This is a genomic window from Actinomyces sp. B33 (assembly GCF_028437565.1).
Taxonomy (GTDB): Bacteria; Actinomycetota; Actinomycetes; order Actinomycetales; family Actinomycetaceae; genus Pauljensenia.
In genome coordinates, this window is the sequence record NZ_JAMRYR010000006.1 from 82,558 (window position 1) to 107,382 (window position 24,825).

A 24,825-nucleotide genomic window follows, 5' to 3' on the forward strand; every position below is an offset into this window, starting at 1 on the left:
TCATCCCCTTCAGCGCAGGGCGAAGCCCTGCTCGTGCAGGACGTCGAGGATCGGGGACACGTGGGCGCCGCCTCGGCCGATCGACGTGCGCACGAGCGTCGTGAACGACTCGACGCGCCGGGCCGCATCGCGCAGGTCGTAGTACTCGGTGACGAGGGCGTCGTAGTCGACGAGGGCCTCGGAGTAGGAGTCGAGCCTGGGATACGTGTTCTCGCCGGTGATGACGCTCAGCGGCAGGCGCGGCTTGTACTGGGGGTCCTGGGCGGGGCGGCCGACGAGCAGGCCGACGACGGGGAACGTCAGGGGCGGCAGGTCGAGGGCGGCGATGACGCGGCGCGGGTCGGCGAGGATCGATCCGAGGTAGCAGGTGCCCAGGCCCATCGACTCGGCGGCGACGACGACGTTCTGAGCCGACAGGAGCGTGTCGTGCAGGGCCGTGAGCAGCAGGTTCGTGCGCTCCAGCGGCTCGTTGTCGACGCCGCCCTCGGCCCGGATCCGCGAGTTGCGGTACTGGTCGGCGATGAAGACGAGGAGCTCCCCGCGCGTGCCGCCCACGTAGGGCTGGCCCGACGCCAGGTGGAGCTCCTCGCGGATCGCGGGGTCGGTGACGCGCAGGATCGTCGTCTGCTGGAGGAACGAGGACGAGGCCGTGTGGCGGGCCACCTCGTACAGGGTCGTCAGCACGTCGTCGCCGAGGGGGTCGTCGGTGAAGGCGCGGATCGTGCGGTGGCCCATCTGGGCGCGGATCGTGTCGTTCTCGACGGGCGCGGTCTGCCGGTGGGTAAGGGGGGACATCACGGGGCCTTTCGACGACGGCGGGGCTGCCCCCATTGTGCGCCGGGGGCGCGGCCGTGTCATGCGGGTCGGGCCCACCGGGGCCCGGGACGGGAGGACCGCGTCGTCGGTGGCCGCGGTCCCGTCCGATCGGTTCTCCCGGGGCCGGGGGAGGGACGAGGGGAGGGCCGACGAGGCCGGAGCCGATCCTCCCGGACCGGAGGGCATCCGGTTTCCGCCTCGGCGCCGGACGCACCGGGCCGCACGGCCCCGCCGGCGGAGCCGGTCGTTGCGGGATGGTCACGATCCCGGGGCAGAATCCCGGGTCCTCGGCCGCGCGGGTCTACCATGTCGCCGTGAATACGCGAATCATCCTGGCCCCCGTCCTCGTCCTCGGCCTGGCCGCCTCGGCCCTGACCGGATGCTCCTCCTCCGGCTCCGCCTCCGACCCGGCGCCCGCCCAGTCGGCGGCCTCGACCCAGGCCCTCGGCCCGATCACCAAGGACCCGACCGTCCTGGACGGCACTACCGTCACCGTCCCCGTCAAGCGCGAGCTCGTCCTCGACGTCCCCGACGACTCCGACGTCACCGCCTGGAGCGCCGTCATCGACGACCCCGCGTCCGCCGAGTTCGTCCCCGGGACCGCCGACGGGTCGATGACGACCAACCCCGGCATCCACCCGCTCGCCGAGACCGAGGGCGTCGACGTCGCCATCACCGACCCCGAGGGCCGGACGGTGACCTTCACCCTGCGCATCACCCCCGGCGAGCGCTGACCCTCCCCTTCCCTAGACCCTCCCGCCCCCGGACGACCTGGTCGTCCGGGGGCGGGTTCGTCCGACGGCTCCGGGGCCGCGGGCCGCGTCAGTGGAGGATGCGCGAGAGGAACTCGCGCGTCGACGCCTCGACGGGCGCGTCGATGACCTGGCCGGGAGGGCCCTGCTCGACGATCCTGCCGTGCTCGAGGAACACGACCCGGTCGGCCGCGTTGCGGGCGAAGCCGATCTCGTGGGTCGCCATGAGGATCGTCGACCCCTGGTCCTTGATCTCGCGGACGAGGTCGAGGACCTCGCCGACGAGCACCGGGTCCAGCGCCGACGTGATCTCGTCGAGGAGGAGCAGCTCCGGGTTGGTCGCCAGCGCCCGGACGATGGCGACCCGCTGCTGCTGGCCGCCCGACAGGCGGTCGGGGTACTCGTGGGCCTTCGCGTCCAGCCCGATCCGGCCGAGCAGCTCCATGCCGCGGGCCTGCGCCCGCTCGGGCTCCCACCGGTGGACGATCCGGGCCGCCAGGGTGACGTTGTCGAGGACCGACATGTGGGGGAACAGGTTGTAGTGCTGGAAGACGACGCCGATGCGCGCGCGGATCGCGTCGGCGTGGGCCGCCGGGTCGGTGATGTCCTCCCCGGACAGGAGGATCTGCCCGTCGTCGACCCGTTCGAGGAGGTTGACGCAGCGCAGCAGCGTCGACTTCCCCGACCCGGAGGCGCCCAGGAGGACGACGACCTCATGGGCGGCGATGTCCAGGTCGAGGCCGCGCAGGACCGTGTTATCCCCGAAGCGCTTGACGACCCTGCGGGCCGACAGGACGGGAACCTGGGCGTGGGGGATCGGCTCGATCGGCATCAGACGACGCCTCCCATCTGCTCGCGCCGGCGCAGCCGGGCCGTGTACCAGTCCGACAGGCGGATGAAGGGGAACGACAAGATGACGAAGAGGACGCCGGCGACGACGTAGGACGTGAAGTTGTAGCTCGTCGCCTGATAGATCTGCGCCGATCGGATCGCGTCGACCGCGCCGAGGACCGAGATCAGGCCGACGTCCTTCTGCATCGAGATGAAGTCGTTCATCAGGGCGGGCGTCACCTTGCGGATCGCCTGCGGGACGATGATCCGCCGCAGCGTCTGCCCGTGCGTCAGGCCCAGGGACCGGGCCGCGTAGCGCTGCGACGGGTGGACGGATTCGAGGCCGGCGCGCAGGACCTCCGCGACGTACGACGTGTACGTGAGGATCAGCGCGACCGTCCCCAGGACGGCCACGGGGATGCGGGTCGTCGGGGTCAGGGCGGGGACGCCGAAGCCGATGAGGTAGAGGACGACGAGGAACGGGATCCCGCGGAACACGTCCGTGTAGGCGGCGGCGAGGAACCGGATCGGGAAGAACACGGGGCCGCCGAGGGTGCGCGCCGCGGCGAGGAGGGTCGCGCACACGGCGACCCCCAGGGCGGCGACGACGAGGATGCGGATGTTGAGCCACAGGCCCTCGGCGACCCTGGGCAGGGAGGCGATGAAGTGCTCGCCGGAGAAGAACGTCCGGCGGGTCAGCTCCCAGCCCGGCGAGTTCGTGACGACGAGCCACATGACGGCGGCGAAGACGAGGGTCGAGACGATCGACACGAGGATCGACCGGGTGGCCTTGCGGCGGCGAACGGCGCGTCGGCCGAGTTCGAGGTCCGAGACGGGAAGGTCGTCCGTCAGGGGTGCGGGGGCGGGGGGCACAGTCAGTCCTTATCGAAGAGCCGGGCGGGCGCCGCGCCTGCGGGGGAGCGGCGCCCCGCTCCGGGCCGACGGGCCCGGAGCCGTCCCGGCACGGTCACTTGAGGACGGGGATCTGCGCGCCGTCGTCGGCCGTCAGCCACTTCTTCTGCAGCTCGTCGAGGACCCCCCGGTCGCGCAGGGCGTCGACGGCGGCGGTGACGGCGGCGGTCAGCGCCGAGCCCTTGGGCAGGACGATCCCGTAGGAGTCGCCTCCCGTCGTCTCCGCGAACTCGCCGACGATGACGCCGTTGTCGATCTGGGTGGCGACCATGTTGAACGCCGTCGGCACGTCGACGACGATCGCGTCGACCTTGCCGGTCTGCAGGGCGAGGACCGTGTCGTCGGAGGAGTTGAAGATCTGCGGGTCCTGCGTCAGGGACTCGGCGAGGGTCCCGGTGACGAACTGCTGGGAGGTCGTGCCCGCCTGGACGCCGATGAGGACGTCCTTAAGATCGGCGATGGAGGCGGCGCCGACGGCCGGGGAGTCGGGCGAGGCGATGATCGCCTGCGACGTCGTGTAGTAGGGGCTGGAGAAGTCGACGGCGGCCTTGCGCTCGTCGGTGATGGAGAACTGCTGGAGGTTGAGGTCCCAGTCCTTGGCGCCCGGGGCGATCGACGAGTCGAAGGTGGCGCGCGTCCAGACGACGTCCTCGGCCGAGTAGCCGAGCTCCTCGGCGACGGCGTAGGCGACGGCCGACTCGTAGCCCTCGCCGGAGGCGGGGTCGTTGTCGAGGATCCACGGCGAGTACGCCGGGTCGGAGGTCGCGAAGGTCAGCTTGCCCTCCGTGATCGTCGGCAGGGCGCCGGCCGCGGCCGACTGCGGGTCGGACGGGGTCGACTCGGCGGTGCCGGTCGGGCCCGAGCAGGCGCCCAGGGCGAGGACGGCGGCCGAGGCTGCGGCGACGGCGGCGAGGGGGCGGAAGGAGCGGCGCATGATGGGCCTCCGGGGGATTCCGAATGAGGGACGGTGCCCGCCCCGGCCCGTTGACCGGGGGCGAACGGTTTTCAGCGTATCGAGGCCGCTGCGCGGCGTCTCGTCGACTTCCGGGACCTGGGACTGCGTAACGGGACGCCTCACGCGTTTTCCGCGAGTTCCCAATCGTCGTAGGTGAACTCGGGTGAGACAACGCACGTCGCGAGGACGGGCGCCCGCCGGGCGAAGGCCCGCTGCCACGTGCCCGCGGGGATGAGGACCTGCACGGGGTTCGCCCCGTCCGAGGCGGCCGTCGGACCCGACGGGGAGTCGAGGACGACGACGCGCGGATCGGCCGCGGGCGTCGGGCCCGATCCTCCCAGGTGGATGTCGAGGGAGCCGGGGCCGTGCCACAGCCACAGCTCGTCGGATCGGACGACGTGCCACCGGGCCTCCATCCCCTCGTCGAGGAGGAAGAGGATGCCCGAGGCCGTGGCGCGGCGGCCGCCGGGGGTGTCGATGCCCTGCGGGGCCGTCCACGTGCGGCGGAACCACCCGCCCTCCGGGTGTGGTTCCAGGCCCAGGGTGGCGACCATCTGCTCGACGCTGCTCATGGGGACACCCTATGCGGGCCCGGCGGACGCGGCCCGCGGGGCGGGGGCACCGCGCAGGAGCGCCCCCGCGGTCGCGGATGTGCGCTGCATGCCCGCGCCCACGGCCTGCCCCCTCCTCCCGGACGGGGGCGGCCGTCGGCCTGAAACGGCTGCCCGCCCCCGCCCACGGCTTACTCGTGGCCCGAAGCGCCCCCGCGGGCGCGGATGTGCGCGCGGGCCGCCCGACCGGGCATCATTCCCCTATGCGATCCCTCACCGCGAATCTCGACTACCAGAGCGTCTACGCCGTGACCCGCACCGGCGGCCAGCGCCGCCCCCTCGGGTTCCTCGTCGCCTCGATGCTCGGCGGCGCCTACATCGGCCTCGCCGACATCTTCATGATCGCCGCCGCCGGTCCCCTCAAGGCGGCGCACAGCCCGTGGGCGCCCCTCATCAACGGCGCCGTCTTCGGCATCGGCCTGATCCTGTGCGTCTTCGCCGGAGGCGAGCTGGCGACCAGCGCGATGATGACGTACACGATCGGCGCCGTCCGCCGGTCGATCACGTGGGCCCGGGCCGCGGGGGGCCTCCTCCTCATGCTCGGCGGCAACCTCGTCGGGTCGGTCGCGCTCGCGGGCCTCGTGCGCGGGTCGGGGATCGCCAAGGCCGGCACCGACCCGGGGACCGCCCTCGCGATGATGATCGAGGGCAAGGGCCACTACGGCGCCTCGGAGCTGTTCTTCCGGGGGATCCTGTGCAACATCCTCGTGTGCCTGGCGATCTGGTGCGTGACGCGCACCGACAACGAGATGACGAAGATCGTCGCGATGGCGTGGTGCCTGGCGGCCTTCGTCGGCTCCGGGTTCGAGCACGTCGTCGCCAACATGACGACCTTCTCCCTGGGGATCATGCACGGTGTCGACGGCGCGACCCTCGTCGCGATGGCCCGCAACCTCCTCCTCGTCGGGGCCGGCAACATCGTCGGCGGGGCCGTGTTCGTCGCCGCCGCCTACCTCGTGTCGTCGACGACCGAGGACGGGGCCGCCGAGGCGAAGGCCGAGTACGCGGCCCGCACCGGCGCCGACGCCCACTGACCCGCGGCCCGACACGCGGCCCCGCCGCGCGGACGGGGCCGGGCGCTCACCCCCGCGCCGAGTAGCGGACCCGCCCGGCGACGACCGTCTCGATCTGGCGGCCGGCACCGCCCCTGGCGACATCGTCGATCGTCCCGACGATGTCGGACACCGGGACGTCGACGACGACCATGTCGGCCACCGCCCCCGCCTGGAGCTGCCCGACCCGGTCCGGGCCCGTCGCCAGTCCCATCGCCCACGCCCCTCCCAGGGTCGCCGCGTGCAGGAGGCGCCGCCCCAGGTCCGAGGAGCGGTACCCCTGGGCGCGCGCCAGGTCGAAGAGGACGGCGACGTCCTCGAGGACGTCGAGGGACGGCGACGACGACAACGAGTCCGTGCCGACGGCCAGGAGGTTCCCCTCGGTCAGGTAGGCGGCGACCGGCGGCGCGTCCAAACCGATGACGCGGTTCGACCGGGGGCATAGGGCCACCGCCGTCGACCGGGCCCGCAGGCGCCTGCGGTCGTCGGCCGTCATGTAGACGCCGTGGGCGATGTGGCAGTCGGGGCCCAGGACGCCGAGCTGGTCGACGAACTGGGTCGCGGAGAACCCCCCGCCGCGGGCCCGCATCGCCGTGAACGACGAGGACTCCCCGCTGCGCCACAGGTCGGCGAGATCGCCGGTGCGGGCCTCCGCCCACTCGGCCTCCGAGTGGGACTCGCCGAGGTGGAGGTGCAGTCGCATCCCCCGGCGCCGCGCGAGGTCGGGCAGGTCGAGGAGGGGCTGGGCCTCGAGGGAGTAGGGTGCGTGCGGGGAGACGCCGATCGCCGGGGGCGTCGGCATCGCGTCGAGGGCATCCTCGACGGCCGCGGGGCCCCGTTCGAGCCAGTCCTCGTTCGACCAGCCCATGACCTCCCAGTAGGCGATGCCGTGCAGGCCCGCGTCGTGCAGGGCGCTCGCGGCCTGGGGGTCGGTGACGACGTCGGCGGCGCAGGTCGTCCCGGCGCGCAGGAGGGCCGCTGCTCCCTCGGCGGCGTGGGCGCCCCAGTCGAGGCCGCCGCGGTCGTAGACCTCGTCGAAGGCGCGGATCCAGTCGGGGAACCCCGTGTACTGGCGGGCGCCGACCTCGGACATCCCCGTGTACTGGAGGTGGGTGTGGGCGTTGACGAGGCCCGGCATGAGGACGCCGTCGAAGTGGCGCTCGGTGAAGGACAGGCCGCGCTCGGACAGGGTGGCGACCACCCAGTCGCGCGAGCCGACGTGCTCGATGCGGCCGTCACGGACGGCGACGGCGCCGTCCATGACGGACGGGGCGGTGATCGGGATGACCAGTGCTGCGGACCAGACCTGGACGTCGGTGGTGCTCATCGGTTCCTCCGGGTGGGTGCGGGCGTCAGCGTAGTGCGTCCAGGGCGCGCGACGCGACGAGGGCGTCGGCGTCGGCGGGCAGGGCGTGCAGGCCGGGGGCCAGGCCCGTCCCGCGCGTCAGGAGCTCGCGCAGCGCCGCCGTTTGCACGCCGAAGCTCATGTCCATGATCTCGATGGGGTTGCCCTCCCCCGCCGTGCAGTTGACGCACCCGCCGCGGTCCATGAGGAGGAGCCCCTCCTCGGGGCTGGCCCCGGGGGGCGCGAGCACGTGAACGGCCCGTCGATCCGGGTCGTCGGCGATCGTCCAGCCGCGGGCCAGGGCCTCGTCGACCTCGACTTCCCCGAAGACGCCGCCGGCGACGGCGATCACCCCGCCCGGATGCATCGCCTCCAGGTCCTCGACGCGGATCGTCGAGCGCTCCCCGGTGGCCGAGACCAGCCAGTCGCAGTCGGCGGCCGCCTCGGCGATCCCGGAGGTCTCGTGGCCGTCCATTCGGGCGCGCAGCTCGCGGACCGGGTCGAGGTCGACGACGCGGACGGCGGCCCCGCAGGCGCGGGCGAATCGGGCGAACCCGGTGCCGACGTCCCCGTAGCCGATGACGCCGACGCGCCTGCCGGCCAGGTCGACGCCGGTGCCGTCCGGGTCGAGGAGGTCGAGGACGGTCAGCAGGCACGATTGGCCGGTTCCGTAGGCGTTGTCGAAGAGGGTCTTGGAGCGCGCGTCGTTGGAGGCGATGACGGGCACCCGCAGGTCGAAGCCCCGCAGGGGCCGCAGTCCCGAGGTCGTCTCCTCGGCGGCCCCGATCATCCGGTCGAGGGCGCGGGGGGCGCGGACGGGGTCGTGGGCCATGCGGATCAGGTGGGATCCGTCGTCGAGGAGGATCTCCAGCCCCTCGGCGAGGAATCCCCGGGCGAGCTCCTCCTCCCGTTCGGGGGTCGCATCGGCCTGGGCGAAGACCGTGAGTCCTCGGGCGCGCAGGGCTTCGGCGACGTCCTCGCGGGTCTCGTCGGCGTGCCCGAAGACGGCGACGCGGGCGCCGGCCTCGTGGAGCATGAGCGCCAGTGCGGCGGTCTTGGGCTCGAGGACGAGGGCCAGGCCGATCGAGCGGCCCGCGAGCAGCCCGTCCTCGGCGAGGCCGGCGACGGCGCGGGCGGTGACCGGCATCCGCGTGCGCGCCCAGTCGATGCGGCGCGGCCCGTAGTCGGGGCCGTTGCCGGGCCGGTGGGGGCCGGTCAGGGGCCGTCCGTCGGGGTCGAGGACGCGCGCCCGGCCGGTGGCGGGCGCGTCGACGAGGACGGCGCCGGGCGCGGCGGCCCGCGCCCGGTCGAGGAGCGGGGCGGGGCCTCCCGCCGGCCTGTCGGCTCCGGCGACGATGACGACATGGGGTCCCGGGCCCGGGGTCGGGGCGAGGCCGTCGGGGGCGGTCGGGGCGACGAGGGCCCCGAAGCGGTCGAGGAGGTCGACGAGGGCGAGGGCCCGTTCGGCGCCGATGTCGCCGGTGATGAGGAATCGCCGGCCGGGGATCAGGAGGTTCGTCGCGGCGGCGAAGGAGCGCAGCGCCGTTTGGGCCCACAGGCGTGCCTGGCGGCCGCGTCCGTCGGATGAGCGGGGAGGGGTCATGCCCCGACGCTAGCAAGGGCGCGGCACCGCCGCCCCGGGCGCACGCCCGTGCGGCATCGGTCCGCGTCTGCCCGGCCCGCTGCCGTCTCCATCCGCGCGGCATGGGCCGATAGTCGGACGGGCGCACGCGAATGCCGGGGATCGGCTCTCGCCCGGGCGACGCCTCGCCGGCGGTCCGCCTCTTGTCGTGAGTCATGCGGATTCGCGACCACTCCCACGAGCTCCCGCCCGGCCTTCTCTTTGTCGTGCGGGCACGAGTCGGAGACAATCGCGGTATGCCTCTCACCGCAGACCCGACCCCCGTCGACCGGCTCCCCGTCGGCGCCGATATCCGCCTCGTCGCCGTCGACATGGACGGCACGCTCCTCGACTCGCGCAAGAACCTGCCCGCCGCACTGCCGGCTCTCCTCGACCTCCTCGACGAGCGGGGGATCGTCTTCGCCCCGGCCTCGGGCCGACAGGCGTGGACCCTCCTCGACATGTTCCCCGACCGCCCGGGGCTGACCGTCATCGGCGAGAACGGCGCGATCGTCATGCGCGACGGCCGGGAGCTGTCCTCCTCGCCTCTCGACCATGCGACGATCCACCGGGCCATCGACCTGGTCCGGGAGGCGAACGCTGACGGGATCGGAGGGGGCCTGGTCATGTGCGGCGCGCAGTCGGGGTACGTCGAGAGGGTCGACGACCCCTTCGTGGAGGAGGTCTCCCAGTACTACCATCGGACGGCTCGGGTCGCCGACCTCCACGAGGTCGTCGAGGCGATGGGGTCGGGGGACGTGGACGACGAGGTCGTCAAGCTCGCCGTGTGCTCCTTCGACCATCCGGTCGACGAGTTGGCCGAGCGGACCCTCGCCCGCTTCCGGCGGACCCACCAGTACGCGGTCTCGGGCCGGCTCTGGGCGGACCTGCAGATCCGGGGCGTCGACAAGGGGGGCGCCGTCCGGGCCCTCCAGGAGGCGCTGGGCGCGACCCGCGCGCAGACGGTGGTCTTCGGCGACTTCCACAACGACCTCGCGATGCTCGCCGAGGCCGATCTGGCCTTCGCGATGGCGAACGCCCACCCGGACGTCGTCGCGGCCTGCCCCTACATCGCGCCGTCGAATGACGAGGACGGGGTCGTCGTCACCCTGCGCCGCCTGCTCGGCCTCGGCGCCTGACGCACGCCGCCGCCCCCTCGGCCTCGCCCCCTCTGCGCCGCCTCCTCGGCCTCGCCGCCCCTCCCCCTTCTCTTTTCCCCCGAAAACGAACATTTCCCCGCGTATTCGCATCGATTTTTTCGCTTTGCGGGGAAATGACCGCGGCCTCTGCGCGGTCGGGCCGCCGCACACGGGCACCGCGAGCGTCCGGGCACGACAATGCCCGGACGGGACGAACCCACCCGGGCATCACGCCGTTCGCGTCCGGGGCCTCAGCCCCGCAGGCGCCTCACTTCGCGTCGTCGGCGAGGGTCTCCTCGAGGGCGTCCTCGCGCAGATCGGCCTCGGAGATCTCCTGATCGAGGGCCGGGGCGTCCGACGCGGCCTCGGGCAGGGCCTCGGGCAGGGCCTCGGGCGCGGTCTCGGGAACGAAGGAATCGGTCTCCAGGTCCGCCCAGTACTCCTCGGCCCACGGGTCCTCGATCGGCTGGCTGCGCTTCCACAGGACGTAGCCGGCGCCGGCGACCGTCCCCGCCAGGGCCGTCCAGCCGATGGCCCGCAGGAAGCGGTGCTTGCGGACGACCTTCGGTGTCGGCGTCGTCAGGGCCGCGGCCGACACCTCGCCGGCCTTCCTCGCCCGGTCGGCAAGACTGCCCTTCCCCTTGAGGGCCTCCGACCCCTCGGTGACAGCCCGGTCGACGCGCGGCAGATAGTCGTCGACCACCGCATGACGGGCCTGCTCGATCGCCGGGCGGGCGCGATCGACGGCCGACTGGGCGCGGTCGGCAACCTCCTCGACCATGGGGGTCGCGCGCTCGATCGCATTGTTGAGCGCCGCCTGGGCTCGGGGCGCGGCCCAATCGACGCCCTGCTCAGCCAGATCGGCGGCCTTGACGGCGGCCCTTCCGGCGTAAACGGCTGCCGCATCGAGCAGCTGCTGCGCCTCGACGCGCAGCTTGTCAGTGTCAAAACCCTGCGTGTTGGCCATGATGTCTCCGCATCCGTCCTTCCAATGGCGCCGGTTGCGCCGATCTTCATGCCATTGTGCAACGAAACCGTGTGATCTGCAGCCCACAAGAGGCCCCCAATCTCCACGGGCGAATGCCCCGCGGCCCGTTTTCTGGGACGATGGGGGCATGAACGCAATCATTCACACCTCCATGGGCGACATCGTCGTCGAGCTCTTCCCCAACCACGCCCCGAACACCGTCGCCAACTTCGTCGCCCTCGCCAAGGGCGAACGCGAGTGGACCGATCCGGCGACCGGCCAGAAGACCTCGCGGCCCCTCTACGACTCGACGATCTTCCACCGCGTGATCCCCAACTTCATGATCCAGGGCGGGGACCCGCTGGGCACCGGCACCGGCGGCCCCGGCTACCAGTTCAACGACGAGATCCACCCCGAGCTGACCTTCGACAAGCCCTACCTGCTCGCCATGGCCAACGCCGGCAAGCGCATGGGCAAGGGCACCAACGGCTCCCAGTTCTTCATCACCGTCGCCCCGACCCCGTGGCTCTTCGGCGCCCACACGATCTTCGGCACGGTCGTCGACGACGCCTCCAAGGCCGTCGTCGACGCGATCTCGACGACCGCGACCGGCGCGAACGACCGTCCGGTGGCCGACGTCGTCATCTCCTCCATCGAGATCGCCGACTGACCGGCCTCGATCACCGCGACGCGGGGCGGGGCCTTCGGCTCCGCCCCGTACCCGTACCCGGGCGGCCCCCGCCCGTCGGCCCCCACCGGAAGGACCCGTCATGAGCATGCCCGTCTACGGCCAGCGCTCGAACGCCAACGCCGCCCCCGAATGCCCGCGCCATCCGGGCGTCCGCTCGGTCGACTACTGCAAGCGCTGCAACCGGCCGATGTGCGTCGAGTGCGTCGTCCCGACCGAGGTTCGGTCGATCTGCGTCGACTGCTCGGGGCGGGCGCGCCGCCCGATCTCGCGCCGGGGCCCGGTCGTCACCTACGCGATCATCGCCGCGTGCCTCCTCGCCTTCCTCGTCGGCTTCGGGTCGAACAGCGCGTACTCGGCGATGCTCTTCACCCCGGGCCTGGGCCTCGCCGAGCCGTGGCGCTTCCTGACGACGGCATTCCTCCACTCGGGGATCTTCCACATCGTGTTCAACATGGTCGCCCTGTACTCGGTGGGCACCGTGCTGGAGCCCGTCCTGGGGCACTGGCGCTACGCGTTCCTGTACGCGCTGAGCGCCGTCGGCGGGTCCGCCGCCGTCCTCGCCTGGGGGATCGTCGAGCCCGCGACCCTCATGGGCGGCACGGTCGGCGCGTCGGGCGCCGTCTTCGGCCTGTTCGGAGCGGTCTTCGTCCTCCAGAAGGCGTCGGGCGCCGATACGCGGGCGATCATCGGGCTCCTGGTGGTCAACCTGCTCTACGGGTTCATCGGCGCGAACATCTCCTGGCAGGCGCATCTGGGCGGCCTGATCACCGGCGTCCTCGTCTCCTGGGCGTTCCTCCGTCAGGGACGGCCCCGACCGGGGGTGACGGCGAAGTCCCAGCAGCGCCGCGAGGTCCTCGTGACGGCCGCGATGGGCGCGGCGATGCTCGCCCTCATCGCGCTGATCTACCGGGTGATCTTCGAGGTCGTCGGCTGAGCCGGGCCCTCGGCCCCGGCCCGCTCCCGGGGCGGGGCCTCATGCGTCTTCGACTACACGAGGCGTTGGACGAGGTCGGGGCGAAATGACACCGATGTAGTTCTCCACAGGATGATCCACACCTGTGGATGGAACCTCCGGGTCGGCCCTCAGGAGCGGTTCGTCTCGATACGACCCGGCCCGTGGACGGCGGTCGCCCCCGGGTCGGCCCCCGCGAGGCGCGCGACCCCACCCCGACGGGCGTCGCCGACGCTCAACGACCGGCAGCGGCCCGGGCGATCGAATCGACGCGAGCGAATCGAGAGGGCTCCGGGACAGTCATGGCGGAGAATCGGAGAAGGCGCGCGATCCGCGCCGCATCGGACCGGTCAGCGCCACCTGAGGGTCATGAGGAATCCGACCATCATGATCCCCAGACCGATGACGAGGTTCCACCAGGAGACGCCCGGGATCGGGTACGCGCCCGACGACATGTAGTAGACGATCAACCAGATCAGCCCGATGATCAACAAGGAGACGAACGCGGGAGCCCACCAGCTCGGGCTCAGCGGGATCCCATCGGTCCACATGTGGATCTCGGTGTCGTCCGAGACCTCCCGGTTGTTCTTCTTGCGCTTCTTCGACTCGGCCACCTCGGCCCCTTCCTGACGGTACGGGACGCCGGTCCCGGGACGCTGCCGCGGAAACGGCACCCCCTTAGCGTAATCTCGGACCTGGAACCCGCCAAAGCGACACGGACGAGGAGAAGCGGTCGATGAACAGCGCCGACGACGCGCCGACGACGCCGTCCCCCGAACCCCCGCCCGCGCGCACGCCCGCCGCCCGCGCATCTCGGCCCCGGACCGTCCCGACGGACGCCCCGAGCACGGCCCCCCGGCGCAGGCCCTCCCCCCGCTCCGCCGTATCCGTCCTCGCCGTGACGATCGCCTCCGGACTCCTCTTCACGGTCTCCGCCCTGACGAGCCGCCAGGAATCCGCGCCGGCCGACCTCGTCGCCCTCGTCCACGAGTCCCAGGCCCGCGTCGGCGACCTCGAGCAGCAGACCAGCGGGCTGCTCGCCAGGATCGACTCCTACGCCGACGCCGAGGCCGCTCCCCCGATCGACACCGTCCCGGCCCTCGCCGTCGCCGAGGTTGCCGGACCCGGCGTCACCATCACCTTGACGGACGCCCCACCGGGCTCAGCCCCCGACAACGCCACCCCCAACGACCTCGTCATCCACCAGCAGGACATCGAGGACGTGATGAACGCCCTGTGGGACGGGGGCGCCGAGGCCCTCGCCGTCCAAGGAGTCCGCATCACCAGTCGCACCGTGATCCGATGCATCGGCAACGTCATCCTCGTCGACGGGGTCTCCTACTCCCCGCCCTACGTCATCGACGCGATCGGCGACCCCCAGGCCCTCGCGCAAAGCGTGAGTTCCAACCCACGCATCGTCAACTACCAGCGCTATGTGGCACTCTACGGACTGGGATGGGACATGAAAACGCGTGACTCCCTGATCCTGCCTGCCAGCGCGCAGGACCAGACGACGACCTATGCACAGGTGGTGAACGCCGATGGGTAAGCACATCAGCCCCCAATCCGATCCCCGTCGTTCCCGATCGCTCCTCTCGGCGTTCCTCGGGGTCGTCGGCGAACTCCTCATCACCGCGGCCGTCGTCGTCGGCCTCTTCGCCGTCTGGCAGCTCTACTGGACGACCTACCAGGTCCAGGGCCAGGTCGCCCAGACCATCGAGTCCTACGCCGCCGAGCACCAGCCCGCGACCAGCAAGACCGGGGAGATCCGCACCGACGCCCCCCCGGAATTCGCCCAGGACCCGGGCGACGGGGAGGTCTACGGGCTGCTCCACATCCCCTCATGGGACTGGATGAGGACCCCGCTCGCCGAGGGCACCACCAGTCAGGTCCTCGACCAGGGGTGGGCCGGCCACTACGAGGACACCGCTCAACCGGGCCAGATCGGCAACTTCTCCGTCGCCGGCCACCGCCGGACCTACGGGAACAACTTCCGATGGATCGACCGGCTCGGCCAGGGAGACGCCGTCGTCGTCGAGCTCGACGACGTCTACATGGTGTACGCCGTGGAGAACTGGGAGATCGTCTCGGCCGACGACCCCGACAACATCCGCGTCATCGCCCCCGTCATCAACGACCTGACGTTCTCCCAGCAGCCCACCGAGCGGTGGATGACGATGACGACGTGCCATCCCGAGTACGGCAACTCCGAGCGGTACATCGTCCACCTCAAGTTCCGGTCGTGGACCCCCAAGAGCAGCGGCGTTCCCGCCGAGCTCGTCGACGAGCCGTCCGACGGCGCGCAGAACTGAGAACACGGAGGCGCATCAATGTACGCGTGGATCTTCCGCCACCTGCCCGGACCCACATGGTTCAAGGTCATCGAGGCCCTCGCCCTCATCGGCGTCGCCGTCTGGGCCCTGTTCACCTGGGTCTACCCGTGGGTCCAGGCCACCTTGGAACTCGGTGAGACCTCGGGCGTCGGCTGATCGCGGGCTCCCCGGCCGCGCCTGATGCCGCGCCCGCCGTCCTCACGTCGTTCCCGGTCCGAGAGGCCGTTTCGTTCAGTCCTGCGGCGGGAGTCGTTCAGTCCTGCGGCGGGAAGGACCGTCGCCGGCCCGTCCGCCGGGATGAGCCGCGCACGGGCGGATCCGTCCTCGGCGCGGGTCACGCGGCGCCTCCACAGCCGGCCCCGGTTCCTCGCCCGCCACGGGAGGAGGCGAAAGCCGGCACTCGCCCGTCGGCGGCCCCGAGGGAGCGCCACGACGGGAGGGAGGGACCGAGGGCCCCTCCCGGCCGCGCCTCGCGTGCATCGAAACGATTCGTCGCACCAGATGCGGAGAGCGGGGATAGCGGATCCGGCGTTCATGTCCGCGAGCCGGCATCCACCCGGTCAGTCGGGATCAGCCCCCCGCATTGCCGCCGCCGGCCCCGCCGTTGCCGGGATTCGGATTCCCGTTGCCCGCCGGGGTCGCCGGACCGCTCGACACGGTGACCGTGACCGTCGCCCCGCCCGGGACCAGCGCCCCCTCGCTCGGGCTCACCGCGATCACCGCCCCCGCCGGCACCGAATCCGAGTGCTCGGTCTTCGTCACCACCGACAGCCCCAGCCCGGACAACTGGCCGGTGACGTCCTCCTCCGGCTGACCGGCCAGGCCCGTGGGGATCGGGATCTTGCCCGACGCGATCGTCAACGTCACCGAATCGCCCTTCGACACCTCGGACCCCACCGCGGGGTTCGTCGAGATCACGCGACCCGCCGGCTGGGAGGCGTCGTCGACGACCTCGACGGACCCCACCTGGAGCTTCTTGCCGATCAGGGTGTCGCGCGCCTGCTCCTGGGTCATCCCCGTGACGTCGGGGACGGTGATCGTGTTCGTCCCCGACGACACGAACCCCTTGACCTGCGAGCCCGCCGGGACCTTCGCGCCCGGCGACGGGTTCGTCTGGGCGACCCTCCCCTCCTCCACGGTGTCGGAGGCCACCGGCTCGTCGGACAGGACCCACGTGAGCCCGAGCGCCTCGACCGCCTTCTGCGCGTTCTGCGGCGTCATCCCGACGAGATCCGACGGGAGCGTCACCGTGTCCGGGCCGCTCGACAGGTAGGCGGTGACCGTCGACCCGGGTTCGACCTGCGCGCCGGGCGCCGGATCCGTCTGGGCGATCCTCCCCTCGGCGACGGTGTCGGAGGCCACCGGCTCGTCGGCGACCGCCCACACGAGCCCCGCCCCTTCGACCGCGGTCTTGGCCTCGGCCTGCGTCATCCCGACGAGGCCGTCGGGCACCGCCACCATCTGCGGCTTCTCATTCGCGGCGTTGATCAGCGCCCAGCCGATGCCGGCCATGATGAGCAGGGCGACGACGACCAGGCCGGCGATCAGGCCCTTGCGGGATTTGCGCGGCTCGTCGTCCTCCTCGTCGGAGGCGGCGACGGGGGCGATCGTCGACGTGCGGGTCGGCGAGTAGCCGGGGGCCGCGGCCGACAGGGGCATCGTCTGGGTCTGCTGGGCGGGCGCGGACGCCCACACGCTCGTCTCCGGCGCGTTGACGGCGGCGCCGCGCGACGCCCGCATGAGGTCGGCGAGCATCGACGAGGCCGACGTGTACCGGTCGTTGCGGTCCTTCGCCAGGGCCTTCATGACGACGCGGTCGAGGGCCTCGGGGACGTCCGGGGTGATCGACGAGGGGGTCGGGGCGATCTGCTGGACGTGCTGGTAGGCGACGGCGACCGCCGAGTCGCCGGTGAAGGGCGGGCGGCCGGTGAGCAGCTCGAAGAGGACGACGCCGGTGGAGTACAGGTCGGATCGGGCGTCGACCTGCTCGCCGCGCGCCTGCTCGGGCGACAAGTATTGGGCGGTGCCGACGACGGCGTTCGTCTGGGTCATCGTCGCCTGCGAGTCCGTCAGGGCCCGGGCGATCCCGAAGTCCATGACCTTCACCTTGCCGTCGTTCGTCAGCATGATGTTGCCGGGCTTGATGTCGCGATGGACGAGGTGGGCGGCGTGCGAGTACTCCAGGGCGGACAGCACCCCGGTGATGATCCCCGCGGCCTCGTCGATCGGCACGGGCGTCCCGTCGGAGATGAGCTCCTTGACGGTGTGCCCCTCGACGTACTCCATGACGATGTAGGGGACGAGGACGGTGCGCCCGTCCGGCGCGGTCGTCGACTCCTCGCCGGTGTCGTACACGGCGACGATGTTCGGGTGGTTGAGGGAGGCGGCGGACTGGGCCTCGCGTCGGAAGCGCGCCTGGAAGATCGAGTCCTGGGCGAGGTCGGTGCGCAGCATCTTGATGGCGACCACCCGCGACAGGCGCGTGTCGAAGCCCATGTGGACTTCGGCCATGCCGCCGCGCCCGATGAGCGAGCGGACCTCGTAGCGGCCGGCTAGACGGCGGGCCATGGGCTCTGCCATGTCAGTGCCTCCTCAGTGGTGCTGGCGCCCTGAGCGGTGCTCGTCAGGGCTCCGACAATCGTACGGATCGTGAACAGTGCGGTGACCGCCAGGACGGCGACGAGGACCACGACGACGGCGATGCGCGCGATCCTGCGGCCCGTCGACGGCGGCGGCGCGACGGCGGACCGGTTGTAGGCGGTCGCCGCGGGGGGCCGGTCCTCGCCGCGGGGGGCGGGGGCCGCGTCGAGGGGGCGCCACGCGGGCGCGGAGGCCCGGCGCGCGGACGCGGGGGTCCGTGGGACGGGCGCCCCGTCGGTCGTCGTCGTGGACCCGGGGGCGGGGTCTGCGAGGGGGGCGCGGGCGGATCCGCCGGACTCCCGGGAGGGGCCGGAGGCGGGGCGCTCGTCGCGTCGGGGGCGCGGGTCGTCCGGACGCGGCGCCCTCGGGGCGGCCGGTCGCGGCTCGCCGGCGTCGGCGACCGGGATGGGCGCGTCGGGGACGCGGGCCGCGGGAGGCGCATCGTCTGACGGGGGGGCGGGGGCCTCGGCGGCGCGGGCCTCGGCCCTCTCCTTGAGGCGGGCGGCGAGCCGGGCGCGCGGAGACGCATCGGACTCGGGCGCCCCCGTCGCCTCGGGATCTCGCGCCTGCGCGGCTCCTTCGACGGCCGGAGGGGCGGCCGGACCCGCACCGGTCGGCGCCTCCGCATCCGCGGCGACGGGACCCGCCTCGGTCCGGGCGGGCTCCTCCCGCGGCCCGGCGCCGACCTCGTCGAGCCCCTCCGGGGTGCGCAGGAGCTCCTCGGGCAGGACGCGCCTGGGCGTATGGCGGACGGGGGCGACCGGTGCGACGGCGCGCTGCTCGCGGGTCGACGGCGACTCCTCACGACCCCCCTCGGGCAGGGGCACGGGTCGCGGCGCCACGGGGATCCCCAACTGGTGTGCGGCCGTCACGAGCTCGCGCACCAGCGCCGTCCCCGACTCGGGACGCAGCGCCGGGTCCTTCTCCAGGAGGTGGAGGATCACCTCCGCGAACGGACCGGGCACGTCCGCGGGCAGCGGCGGCACCTCCTCGTTGACGTGGGCGAAGGCGATGTCGACCTGCGTCTCCCCGGTGAACGGGCGGCGCCCGGCGGCGGCCTCGTAGGCGATGACGCCCAGGGCGTACAGATCCCCCAGAGCCGTCGCCGTCTCCCCCATCGCCTGCTCGGGGGGCAGGTACTGGGCCGTCCCCATGACCATCCCGTCGGCAGTCAACGACACCTGGTCGGAGGCTCGGGAGATCCCGAAATCGGTGAGCTTGACCATCCCGTCGGGGCGGACGATGACGTTCGCCGGCTTGATGTCGCGATGGACGACGCCGGCGGCGGCCGCCGCCCCCAGCGCCATCGCGACCTGCATGAGGACGGGCAGCAGGTACTCCGGCGCGATCCGCGCGCCCTGGGCGAGATAGTCGGTCAGCGGGTGGCCGTCGACGAGCTCCATGACGATCCAGCCGCTCCCGTCGTCCTCCCCGGAGTCCTGGACGTTCGCGATGTTCGGGTGCTGGACGCTCATCGAGTTGCGGGCCTCCAGGCGCAGGCGCGACAGGGGCAGCGCCTCGCCCGACAGCTCGGGACGCAGGACCTTGGCGGCGACGATGCGCCCCGTCACCCGGTCCCGGGCCTTCCACACCTCCCCCATGCCGCCCTGGGCGATGGGGGTCAGGAGCGTGTATCGGCCGCCGAGGACCCGGCCGGTTCCGGAGGTCGTCCGAGGAGTCATCGCAGCCCCGCTTCCAGGAGGGCCCGGGCGACCGGCCCGGCGACGGCACCGCCGTGGGGGACGGGATCGGTCTCGTCGCCTTCGACGACGACGGCGAAGGCGATCCTCGGGGCGTCCGCGGGCGCGAACCCGACGGCCCACGCGTTCGCCCGCCCGTCCTCGCCGGTCTCGGCGGTGCCCGTCTTGGCGGCGACCCTGACGTCGGGCATGGCCATCGACGTGCCCGATCCGTAGGGCTCGGAGACGACGGCCTCCATCATCTGCGTCAGCTGCGCCGCGATCTGGGGGGACACGGGGGTCCCGGCCTTCTCGGGCGATGTCGTCGAGCGGACGACGAGGTCGGCGTCGACGACCTCGTCGACGAGGTAGGGGCGCATCATCGTCCCCCCGTTGGCGATGGCCTGGGCGACCTGCGCCATCTGCATCGGCGTCGCCTGGACGGTGTACTGCCCGATCGACGACAGCGCGAGCTGGGCGGGGTCCGTCCGGTCGGGGAACACGGACTCGGTGACCTCCAGGGGGATCCTCTGATCGCTCCCGAAGCCGAAGCGCTCGGCGACGTCGGCCACCTGGTCGTGGGTCAGCCGCTCGGAGGCGAGGACGAACGTCGTGTTGCACGAGCGGGCGAAGGCCTCGGTGAGCGTCGGATTCCCGTCGCCGCACGTCGACTCCTCGATGTTCGCCACCGTCGTCTCGGTGCCCGGCAGGACGGTGGACACCGGGGACTCCATGAGCGTGTCCGGGGAGGCGACGCCGTTCTCGAGCAGGGCGATCGACGTGAGGATCTTGAACGTCGACCCGGGCGCGTAGCGGTCGCCCCCGATGGCCCGGTTCGTCAGCGGCGAGTCCGGGTCCTCGATCAGCGCGTCGTAGGCGGTGTTGACGGCCTCGGAGTCGAAGACCGCCAGCGAGTTCGGGTCGTAGGAGGGCGACGAGTAGAGGGCCAGCACCGCCCCCGTCGTCGCGTCGAGGGCGACGACGGCGCCCTTGCGGTCGCCGAGGGCCTGGGCCGCGGCCCGCTGGATCTGCTCGTCGAGGGTGAGGACGACGCCGCCGCCCTGACGGTTCGCCCCGGTGAAGAGGTTGCGCAGGCGCTGGGCGAGGAGCGCCTCGGACTCGCCGTCCAACGTGGCCTCCGCGGCCGCTTCGAGACCGGTCGCGGAGAATCCGGAGGCGGAGAAGTAGCCGGTGACGGGCGCGTAGAGGGGGCCCTCGACGTAGGAGCGCTGGTAGCGCTGGGAGCCGTCGATCTTCGTCGACGAGGCGACGGCCGTCCCATTGACGATGATCGGGCCGCGGTCGATCTCCGCGGCGTGCAGGATCGTCCGCTCGTTGCGCGCATCGGCGTTGAGCGAGGGCGCCTGGAGGAACTGGGTGTTCGTCAGCCCCAGGCCCAGGAGGGCGAACATCGTCAGGATGACGATGAAGAGTCGTCGGATCTGCCGGTTCATGCGCCCCCTCCGGACGGCACGCGCGGGTGGATCCCCGAGGTCCACGGGGCGGGGGCCGCGGCGGGGCGGCGGGCGGCGTCGGAGACGCGGATGAGGAGGGCGACCGTCAGCCACGAGGACACCATCGAGGAGCCGCCGGCGGCGAGGAACGGGGCGGTCAGGCCCGTCAGCGGGATGAGCCGCGTGATGCCGCCGAGGACGACGAAGAGCTGGATGGCCAGGGAGAAGCTCAGGCCCGTCGCCAGGAGCTTGCCGAACCCGTCGCGCACGGAGATGGCGGCCCGCAGGCCCCGTTCGATGAGGACGAGGTAGAGGACGAGGATCGCCGCCATCCCGGTCAGCCCGAGCTCCTCAGCGAGGGACGACAAGACGAAGTCGGAGTTCGCCAGGGGGACGAGCTGGGGGTACCCGCGTCCCCACCCGGTGCCCATGAGGCCTCCGGAGGCCTGCCCGAAGAGGGATTGGACGACCTGGTAGGAGCCCCCGACGGAGGAGTACACGTCGTCGTCGAGGGCGCGGATCCACACGGTGAAGCGGCGGGCTACGTGGGGGAAGAGGCGGATCGCGCCGAGGACGGCGGGGACGAACATGACGAAGCCGATGACCAGCCACGACACGCGGTTCGTCGCGACGTACAGCATGGCAACGAACAGGGAGAAGAAGAGGAGGGAGGTCCCCAGGTCCCGTTGGGCGACGAGGATGAGGATCCCGATGATCCACACGACGAGGATCGGCCCGAGGTCGCGGGCGCGCGGCAGGCGCATCCCGAGGATCTTCTTCCCGCCGATCGTCAGGTTGTCGCGGTTCGTCACGAGGTAGCCGGCGAAGAACACCGCGAGGGTGATCTTGACGAGCTCGCCGGGCTGGAACGTCATCGAGCCGACGCGGATCCACACGCGCGCACCCATCGTCTCGTAGCCGAGCCCGGGGACCATCGGCAGGAGCAGGAGGACGAGCGACAGGGCGCCGAAGGTGTAGGTGTAGCGCCGCAGGGTCTTGTGGTCCCGCAGGGCGATGAGGCCCCCCGCGGCCAGGGCGATGGCCAGGCCGACGAACATCAGTTGGCGCAGCCCCACCGTCGGCTGGTCGAGGAGGGCGTAGGACTGGTCGAGCCGGTAGATCATCGCCAGTCCCAGACCCGTCAGGGCGACGGCGATCGGCATGATGACGGGATCGGCGTAGGGGGCGAGGACGTGCACCCCGATCTCGGCGACGAGCGCGAGCCCCAGGAGGATCGCGAGGTGCTGCATGAGGTTGCCGGGCAGCTCCCCGGTGCGGTTGATCGAGGTCAGCGCGTAGCCCCCGACGCCGATCGCGAGCGCGAGGAGCATGAGGACGATTTCGAGGAGCCGACGGGGACGGGCCGGCGCGATGGAGACGGTGGCCATCAGGGCGTCCCCGACTGCGGTAGGGCGCCCGCGGACTGCACTCCCGACTGGGGGCCGGACTGGGGCGCGTCGGACTGCGGCCCGGATTGGGCGTGGGCGGCGGCTGACTGGGCGGCGGAGCGGATGAGGCCGGCGACGTACTCGTCGACCTCCTCGCGCGACGAGCGGATCACCGGCTCCGTCAGGCGCTGACGGTCGACGGGCGTCAGGTCGGTCAGGGCGATGCCGGTGACCTCGACGGGATGGGACAGGTCCCACGAGCCGATGCTCTGGGGGATGCCCTGGTGGATGACGACGTAGCCGTCCTCGCCGAGGGCGTAGTACTGGGTCTGGCTCCACGCCCAGGCGAGCCACCCCCCCGCGGCGACGACGATGGCGGCGACCAGGAGGAGGAGCGGGGCGCGCCAGCCGACGCGGGCGGCCTCGTCGGCCTCGTCCTCGTCGAGGGGCGGCCTGGGCTTGGAGTTCAGGGAGGCGGCCTTGGCCGCGGCCCCGGTCCCCCCGCGGGTCTGGGCGTTGCGGTCGATGGCCGCGGCGCCGACGATCTGGGGGGGCGCGGGCGGGAACGATCCGGTGGGGACGATGTCGCAGACGACGCACGTGATGTTGTCGGGCCCGCCGGCGAGCAGGGCGAGGCGGATCAGCTCCTCGGCGCATTCCCCGGGATCCTCGTGGGAGGAGAGGACGGAGCCGATGGTCTCGGGGGAGACGACGCCGGACAGGCCGTCGGAGCACAGGAGCCAGCGGTCCCCGACGACGGCCTCGCGGACCGTCTCGTCGGGGCTGACATCGGCGTGGGAGTCCCCGAGGATCCTGAGGACGACGTTGCGATTCGGGTGGTGCTCGGCCTCGTCGGGGCTGATCTGCCCGGTGTCGACGAGGTATTGGACGAAGGAGTGGTCGGTCGTCACCTGGGTGAGGGTCCGCCCGCGCAGGAGGTAGGCGCGCGAGTCGCCGATGTGGACCATGGCGAGCTTGTTGCCGGTACGCATGACGGCGATGCACGTGGTCCCGAGCCCTTCGAGGTCGCGGTCCCTCGAGGACCGTTCGGAGAGCTCGTCGTGGGCGTCCATCAGGGCCTCGCGCAGGAGGGGGAGCATCGAGTCGGCGGGGTGGGCGTCGGTGTCGAGGGGGACGAGGTGGGCGAGGGCGACGGAGGAGGCGATGTCGCCCCCGGCGGGGCCCCCCATGCCGTCGGCGAGGATGAGGAGGTTGGCGCCGGCGTACCCCGAGTCCTGGTTGTTCGAGCGGACGAGGCCGACGTCGGACCGCGCGGCGCAGTGGAACTCGATGGGCTCGCCGACCATGTCACTTCACCAGCTCGAGCGTGGTCTGTCCGATGCGGATGATGTCGCCGGCCTTGAGGGGGCGCGGCTCGGTGAGGCGCTCGTCGTCGACGAAGGTGCCGTTGCGCGAGGACAGGTCCTCGATCCACCAGCCGTCGGAGCCGGGGGACAGGGCGGCGTGCCGGCTGGAGGCGTACTCGTCTTCGAGGACGAGGGTGCACGCGGGTGAGCGCCCGATGACGATGGGGGAGGCGCCGAGCGGCAGGGCGGTGCCGACGAGGGGGCCGCCGGTGATGAGGAGGGTGTTCGGGGCGGCGGCGGCCGCGCCCTTGACCCGGGCCGCCCTCCGGGCGCGCCGGTTGGCGCGCCGGCGCTCGTCGGCCTCCTTGCGGCCCTTGCCGCGGGGGGTGACGACGGTGCCGAAGACGTCCCGTCGCAAGGTGGCGACGGCGGCGAGGACGAGGAGCCACAGGAGGATGAGGAATCCGAACCGGAAGAGGGTGAAGGCGAGATCGCTGGTCATGGGGCGTCGACCTCCTCCGGGTGGGTCCAGAAGAGGATCCTGGTGCGGCCGATGACGATCTGGTTGCCGTCGAGGAGCGTGGCGGCGTCGATGCGGTGGCCCTCGACGAAGGTGCCGTTGGTAGAGCCGAGGTCGGTGGCGATGACGCCGGTGGGGGTGATGCGGATCTCGAGGTGGCGGCGCGAGACCCCGGTGTCGTTGACGACGATGTCGGATTCGGAGCCGCGGCCGATGACGGTGACCGGCTCGGTGAGGAGCCAGCGGTCGCCGTCGACGTCGAGGATCGGGTGCTCGGGGGAGGCCGCGGAGGCGGTGGCCGGGGCGGCGGCCCCGCGCTTGTTCGCCGCGTCGACCCGCAGGGTGCCGGTCATCTCGTCGGAGTCCTCGACGAATTCGACCTCGACGGGGCCTAGGAGGGAGTAGCCGTTGGCGACGGCGTGCTCGGTGGCCTGCTGCGTGAATTCATCGGCGAGGACCGCCAGGTCGGCTTCGAGGGCGTCGAGGTCGGCTTTGGCGGCGTGGACGGTGAAGCTGTTGGCGGCGATGATCCGGTCGGCGGAGACCTCCTGGACGGAGTCCTCCATCGAGCGGCGGATCGCGGAGGTGACGTCGACGGGCTTGATCCTCGACCGGAACACGCGGGAGAAGGCGCCGTTGACGCCCCGCTCGACGGCGTTCTCGAAGCGGTCGAAGATGCTCATGGTCACTCCTCGGTCCGGCGGGCCTCGGGGCGGCCGGACTGCTCGGCCCCGCGCAGAAGGGGCTGTTCGTCGGATGCGGGACGCATCCGACCCGGGCCAGTTTAACCGTCAACGCCAGGGTGAGGGATACGGAGGCCCCCTCGGACCCGTATTGACCGGATGTGCGCGGTTCGGCCG

24 protein-coding genes are annotated in these 24,825 nt (G+C 72.3%); 8 read left to right on the forward strand and 16 right to left on the reverse strand.

All coding sequences use genetic code 11. From position 1 onward, the window contains the following. Nucleotides 1-9: 9 nt before the first annotated feature. A complete protein-coding gene (locus tag M3T53_RS09580) occupies nucleotides 10-795 on the reverse strand; it encodes an NADPH-dependent oxidoreductase (RefSeq protein ID WP_272434301.1) in 786 nt (261 codons plus the stop codon). Nucleotides 796-1,130: 335 nt separating this feature from the next. Between M3T53_RS09580 and M3T53_RS09585 the strand changes: the two genes are divergently transcribed. Further along, entirely contained in the window at nucleotides 1,131-1,550 is a 420-nt protein-coding gene (locus tag M3T53_RS09585; protein WP_272434302.1) for a hypothetical protein, read from the forward strand. A gap of 88 nt (nucleotides 1,551-1,638) precedes the next feature. On the opposite strand, the gene M3T53_RS09590 is transcribed toward M3T53_RS09585, so the two are convergent. The 4 genes from M3T53_RS09590 to M3T53_RS09605 all read right to left on the reverse strand — a co-directional run bounded on the left by M3T53_RS09590 (nucleotide 1,639) and on the right by M3T53_RS09605 (nucleotide 4,838). Beyond that, nucleotides 1,639-2,400 carry an amino acid ABC transporter ATP-binding protein gene (locus M3T53_RS09590; RefSeq protein ID WP_272434303.1) on the reverse strand — a complete coding sequence of 254 codons (762 nt, stop codon included), beginning with the start codon at nucleotides 2,398-2,400 and terminating at the stop codon, nucleotides 1,639-1,641. Then, a complete protein-coding gene (locus M3T53_RS09595) occupies nucleotides 2,400-3,272 on the reverse strand; it encodes an amino acid ABC transporter permease (RefSeq protein WP_272434304.1) in 873 nt (290 codons plus the stop codon). The genes M3T53_RS09590 and M3T53_RS09595 overlap by 1 nt, the downstream gene beginning before the upstream one ends. Nucleotides 3,273-3,366: 94 nt before the next feature. Beyond that, nucleotides 3,367-4,245, reverse strand: a complete 879-nt coding sequence (locus M3T53_RS09600; protein ID WP_272434305.1) for an ABC transporter substrate-binding protein — start codon at nucleotides 4,243-4,245, stop codon at nucleotides 3,367-3,369. 140 nt (nucleotides 4,246-4,385) lie between these two features. After that, a complete protein-coding gene (locus M3T53_RS09605) occupies nucleotides 4,386-4,838 on the reverse strand; it encodes a cupin domain-containing protein (protein WP_272434306.1) in 453 nt (150 codons plus the stop codon). A gap of 242 nt (nucleotides 4,839-5,080) precedes the next feature. Between M3T53_RS09605 and M3T53_RS09610 the strand changes: the two genes are divergently transcribed. Next, nucleotides 5,081-5,911 carry a formate/nitrite transporter family protein gene (locus M3T53_RS09610; protein WP_272434307.1) on the forward strand — a complete coding sequence of 277 codons (831 nt, stop codon included), beginning with the start codon at nucleotides 5,081-5,083 and terminating at the stop codon, nucleotides 5,909-5,911. Nucleotides 5,912-5,957: 46 nt separating this feature from the next. On the opposite strand, the gene M3T53_RS09615 is transcribed toward M3T53_RS09610, so the two are convergent. Together M3T53_RS09615 and M3T53_RS09620 are read right to left on the reverse strand one after the other, a co-directional pair. Next, nucleotides 5,958-7,256: an amidohydrolase family protein gene (locus M3T53_RS09615; RefSeq protein WP_272434308.1), complete on the reverse strand. Its 1,299-nt coding sequence runs from the start codon at nucleotides 7,254-7,256 to the stop codon at nucleotides 5,958-5,960. Nucleotides 7,257-7,281: 25 nt separating this feature from the next. Beyond that, the gene (locus M3T53_RS09620; RefSeq protein ID WP_272434309.1) at nucleotides 7,282-8,877 is read right to left on the reverse strand and encodes an adenosylhomocysteinase; all 1,596 of its coding nucleotides are present in this window, start codon (nucleotides 8,875-8,877) and stop codon (nucleotides 7,282-7,284) included. Between the two features lie 275 nt (nucleotides 8,878-9,152). On the opposite strand from M3T53_RS09620, the gene M3T53_RS09625 reads away from it, so the two are divergent. Then, nucleotides 9,153-10,034 (forward strand): HAD hydrolase family protein, encoded by an 882-nt coding sequence (locus M3T53_RS09625; RefSeq protein WP_272434310.1) that lies wholly within the window; start codon nucleotides 9,153-9,155, stop codon nucleotides 10,032-10,034. Between the two features lie 268 nt (nucleotides 10,035-10,302). Here M3T53_RS09625 and M3T53_RS09630 read toward each other — a convergent pair whose 3' ends face one another. Beyond that, complete coding sequence (locus M3T53_RS09630; RefSeq protein ID WP_272434311.1) at nucleotides 10,303-11,001, reverse strand: hypothetical protein; 699 nt, start codon at nucleotides 10,999-11,001, stop codon at nucleotides 10,303-10,305. A gap of 148 nt (nucleotides 11,002-11,149) precedes the next feature. Here M3T53_RS09630 and M3T53_RS09635 point away from each other — a divergent pair, with 148 nt between their 5' ends. Continuing rightward, nucleotides 11,150-11,671, forward strand: a complete 522-nt coding sequence (locus M3T53_RS09635; protein ID WP_272434312.1) for a peptidylprolyl isomerase — start codon at nucleotides 11,150-11,152, stop codon at nucleotides 11,669-11,671. A gap of 100 nt (nucleotides 11,672-11,771) precedes the next feature. Continuing rightward, a complete protein-coding gene (locus M3T53_RS09640) occupies nucleotides 11,772-12,626 on the forward strand; it encodes a rhomboid family intramembrane serine protease (protein ID WP_272434313.1) in 855 nt (284 codons plus the stop codon). Between the two features lie 368 nt (nucleotides 12,627-12,994). On the opposite strand, the gene M3T53_RS09645 is transcribed toward M3T53_RS09640, so the two are convergent. Continuing rightward, nucleotides 12,995-13,258 (reverse strand): cell division protein CrgA, encoded by a 264-nt coding sequence (locus M3T53_RS09645; RefSeq protein WP_272434314.1) that lies wholly within the window; start codon nucleotides 13,256-13,258, stop codon nucleotides 12,995-12,997. A 122-nt stretch (nucleotides 13,259-13,380) separates the two neighbouring features. Here M3T53_RS09645 and M3T53_RS09650 point away from each other — a divergent pair, with 122 nt between their 5' ends. The 3 genes from M3T53_RS09650 to M3T53_RS09660 are packed head-to-tail and all read left to right on the forward strand — an operon-like array spanning nucleotide 13,381 to nucleotide 15,133. Further along, nucleotides 13,381-14,193: a DUF881 domain-containing protein gene (locus tag M3T53_RS09650; protein WP_272434316.1), complete on the forward strand. Its 813-nt coding sequence runs from the start codon at nucleotides 13,381-13,383 to the stop codon at nucleotides 14,191-14,193. Next, the gene (locus M3T53_RS09655) at nucleotides 14,186-14,956 is read left to right on the forward strand and encodes a class E sortase (protein ID WP_272434317.1); all 771 of its coding nucleotides are present in this window, start codon (nucleotides 14,186-14,188) and stop codon (nucleotides 14,954-14,956) included. The genes M3T53_RS09650 and M3T53_RS09655 overlap by 8 nt, the downstream gene beginning before the upstream one ends. 18 nt (nucleotides 14,957-14,974) lie before the next feature. Then, nucleotides 14,975-15,133, forward strand: a complete 159-nt coding sequence (locus M3T53_RS09660; protein WP_272434318.1) for a hypothetical protein — start codon at nucleotides 14,975-14,977, stop codon at nucleotides 15,131-15,133. A 414-nt stretch (nucleotides 15,134-15,547) separates the two neighbouring features. Here the strand turns inward: M3T53_RS09660 and pknB are convergent, their stop codons facing one another. From pknB to M3T53_RS09695, 7 genes are read right to left on the reverse strand one after another with little or no spacing between them, the layout of a single operon-like run. Then, entirely contained in the window at nucleotides 15,548-17,557 is a 2,010-nt protein-coding gene (gene pknB, locus M3T53_RS09665) for a Stk1 family PASTA domain-containing Ser/Thr kinase (RefSeq protein WP_272434319.1), read from the reverse strand. Then, nucleotides 17,530-19,299, reverse strand: a complete 1,770-nt coding sequence (locus M3T53_RS09670) for a serine/threonine-protein kinase (protein WP_272434320.1) — start codon at nucleotides 19,297-19,299, stop codon at nucleotides 17,530-17,532. Before M3T53_RS09670 ends, pknB begins: the two co-directional genes overlap by 28 nt. Next, entirely contained in the window at nucleotides 19,296-20,750 is a 1,455-nt protein-coding gene (locus M3T53_RS09675; protein WP_272434321.1) for a peptidoglycan D,D-transpeptidase FtsI family protein, read from the reverse strand. Before M3T53_RS09675 ends, M3T53_RS09670 begins: the two co-directional genes overlap by 4 nt. Beyond that, on the reverse strand, nucleotides 20,747-22,138 hold the full coding sequence (locus tag M3T53_RS09680) for an FtsW/RodA/SpoVE family cell cycle protein (RefSeq protein WP_272434322.1): 1,392 nt from the start codon (nucleotides 22,136-22,138) through the stop codon (nucleotides 20,747-20,749). The genes M3T53_RS09675 and M3T53_RS09680 overlap by 4 nt, the downstream gene beginning before the upstream one ends. Beyond that, on the reverse strand, nucleotides 22,138-23,445 hold the full coding sequence (locus tag M3T53_RS09685) for a PP2C family protein-serine/threonine phosphatase (RefSeq protein WP_272434323.1): 1,308 nt from the start codon (nucleotides 23,443-23,445) through the stop codon (nucleotides 22,138-22,140). Before M3T53_RS09685 ends, M3T53_RS09680 begins: the two co-directional genes overlap by 1 nt. Nucleotide 23,446: 1 nt before the next feature. Beyond that, nucleotides 23,447-23,947: an FHA domain-containing protein FhaB/FipA gene (locus tag M3T53_RS09690; RefSeq protein WP_272434324.1), complete on the reverse strand. Its 501-nt coding sequence runs from the start codon at nucleotides 23,945-23,947 to the stop codon at nucleotides 23,447-23,449. Beyond that, nucleotides 23,944-24,648, reverse strand: a complete 705-nt coding sequence (locus tag M3T53_RS09695; protein WP_272434325.1) for an FhaA domain-containing protein — start codon at nucleotides 24,646-24,648, stop codon at nucleotides 23,944-23,946. The genes M3T53_RS09690 and M3T53_RS09695 overlap by 4 nt, the downstream gene beginning before the upstream one ends. Nucleotides 24,649-24,825: the final 177 nt, after the last annotated feature.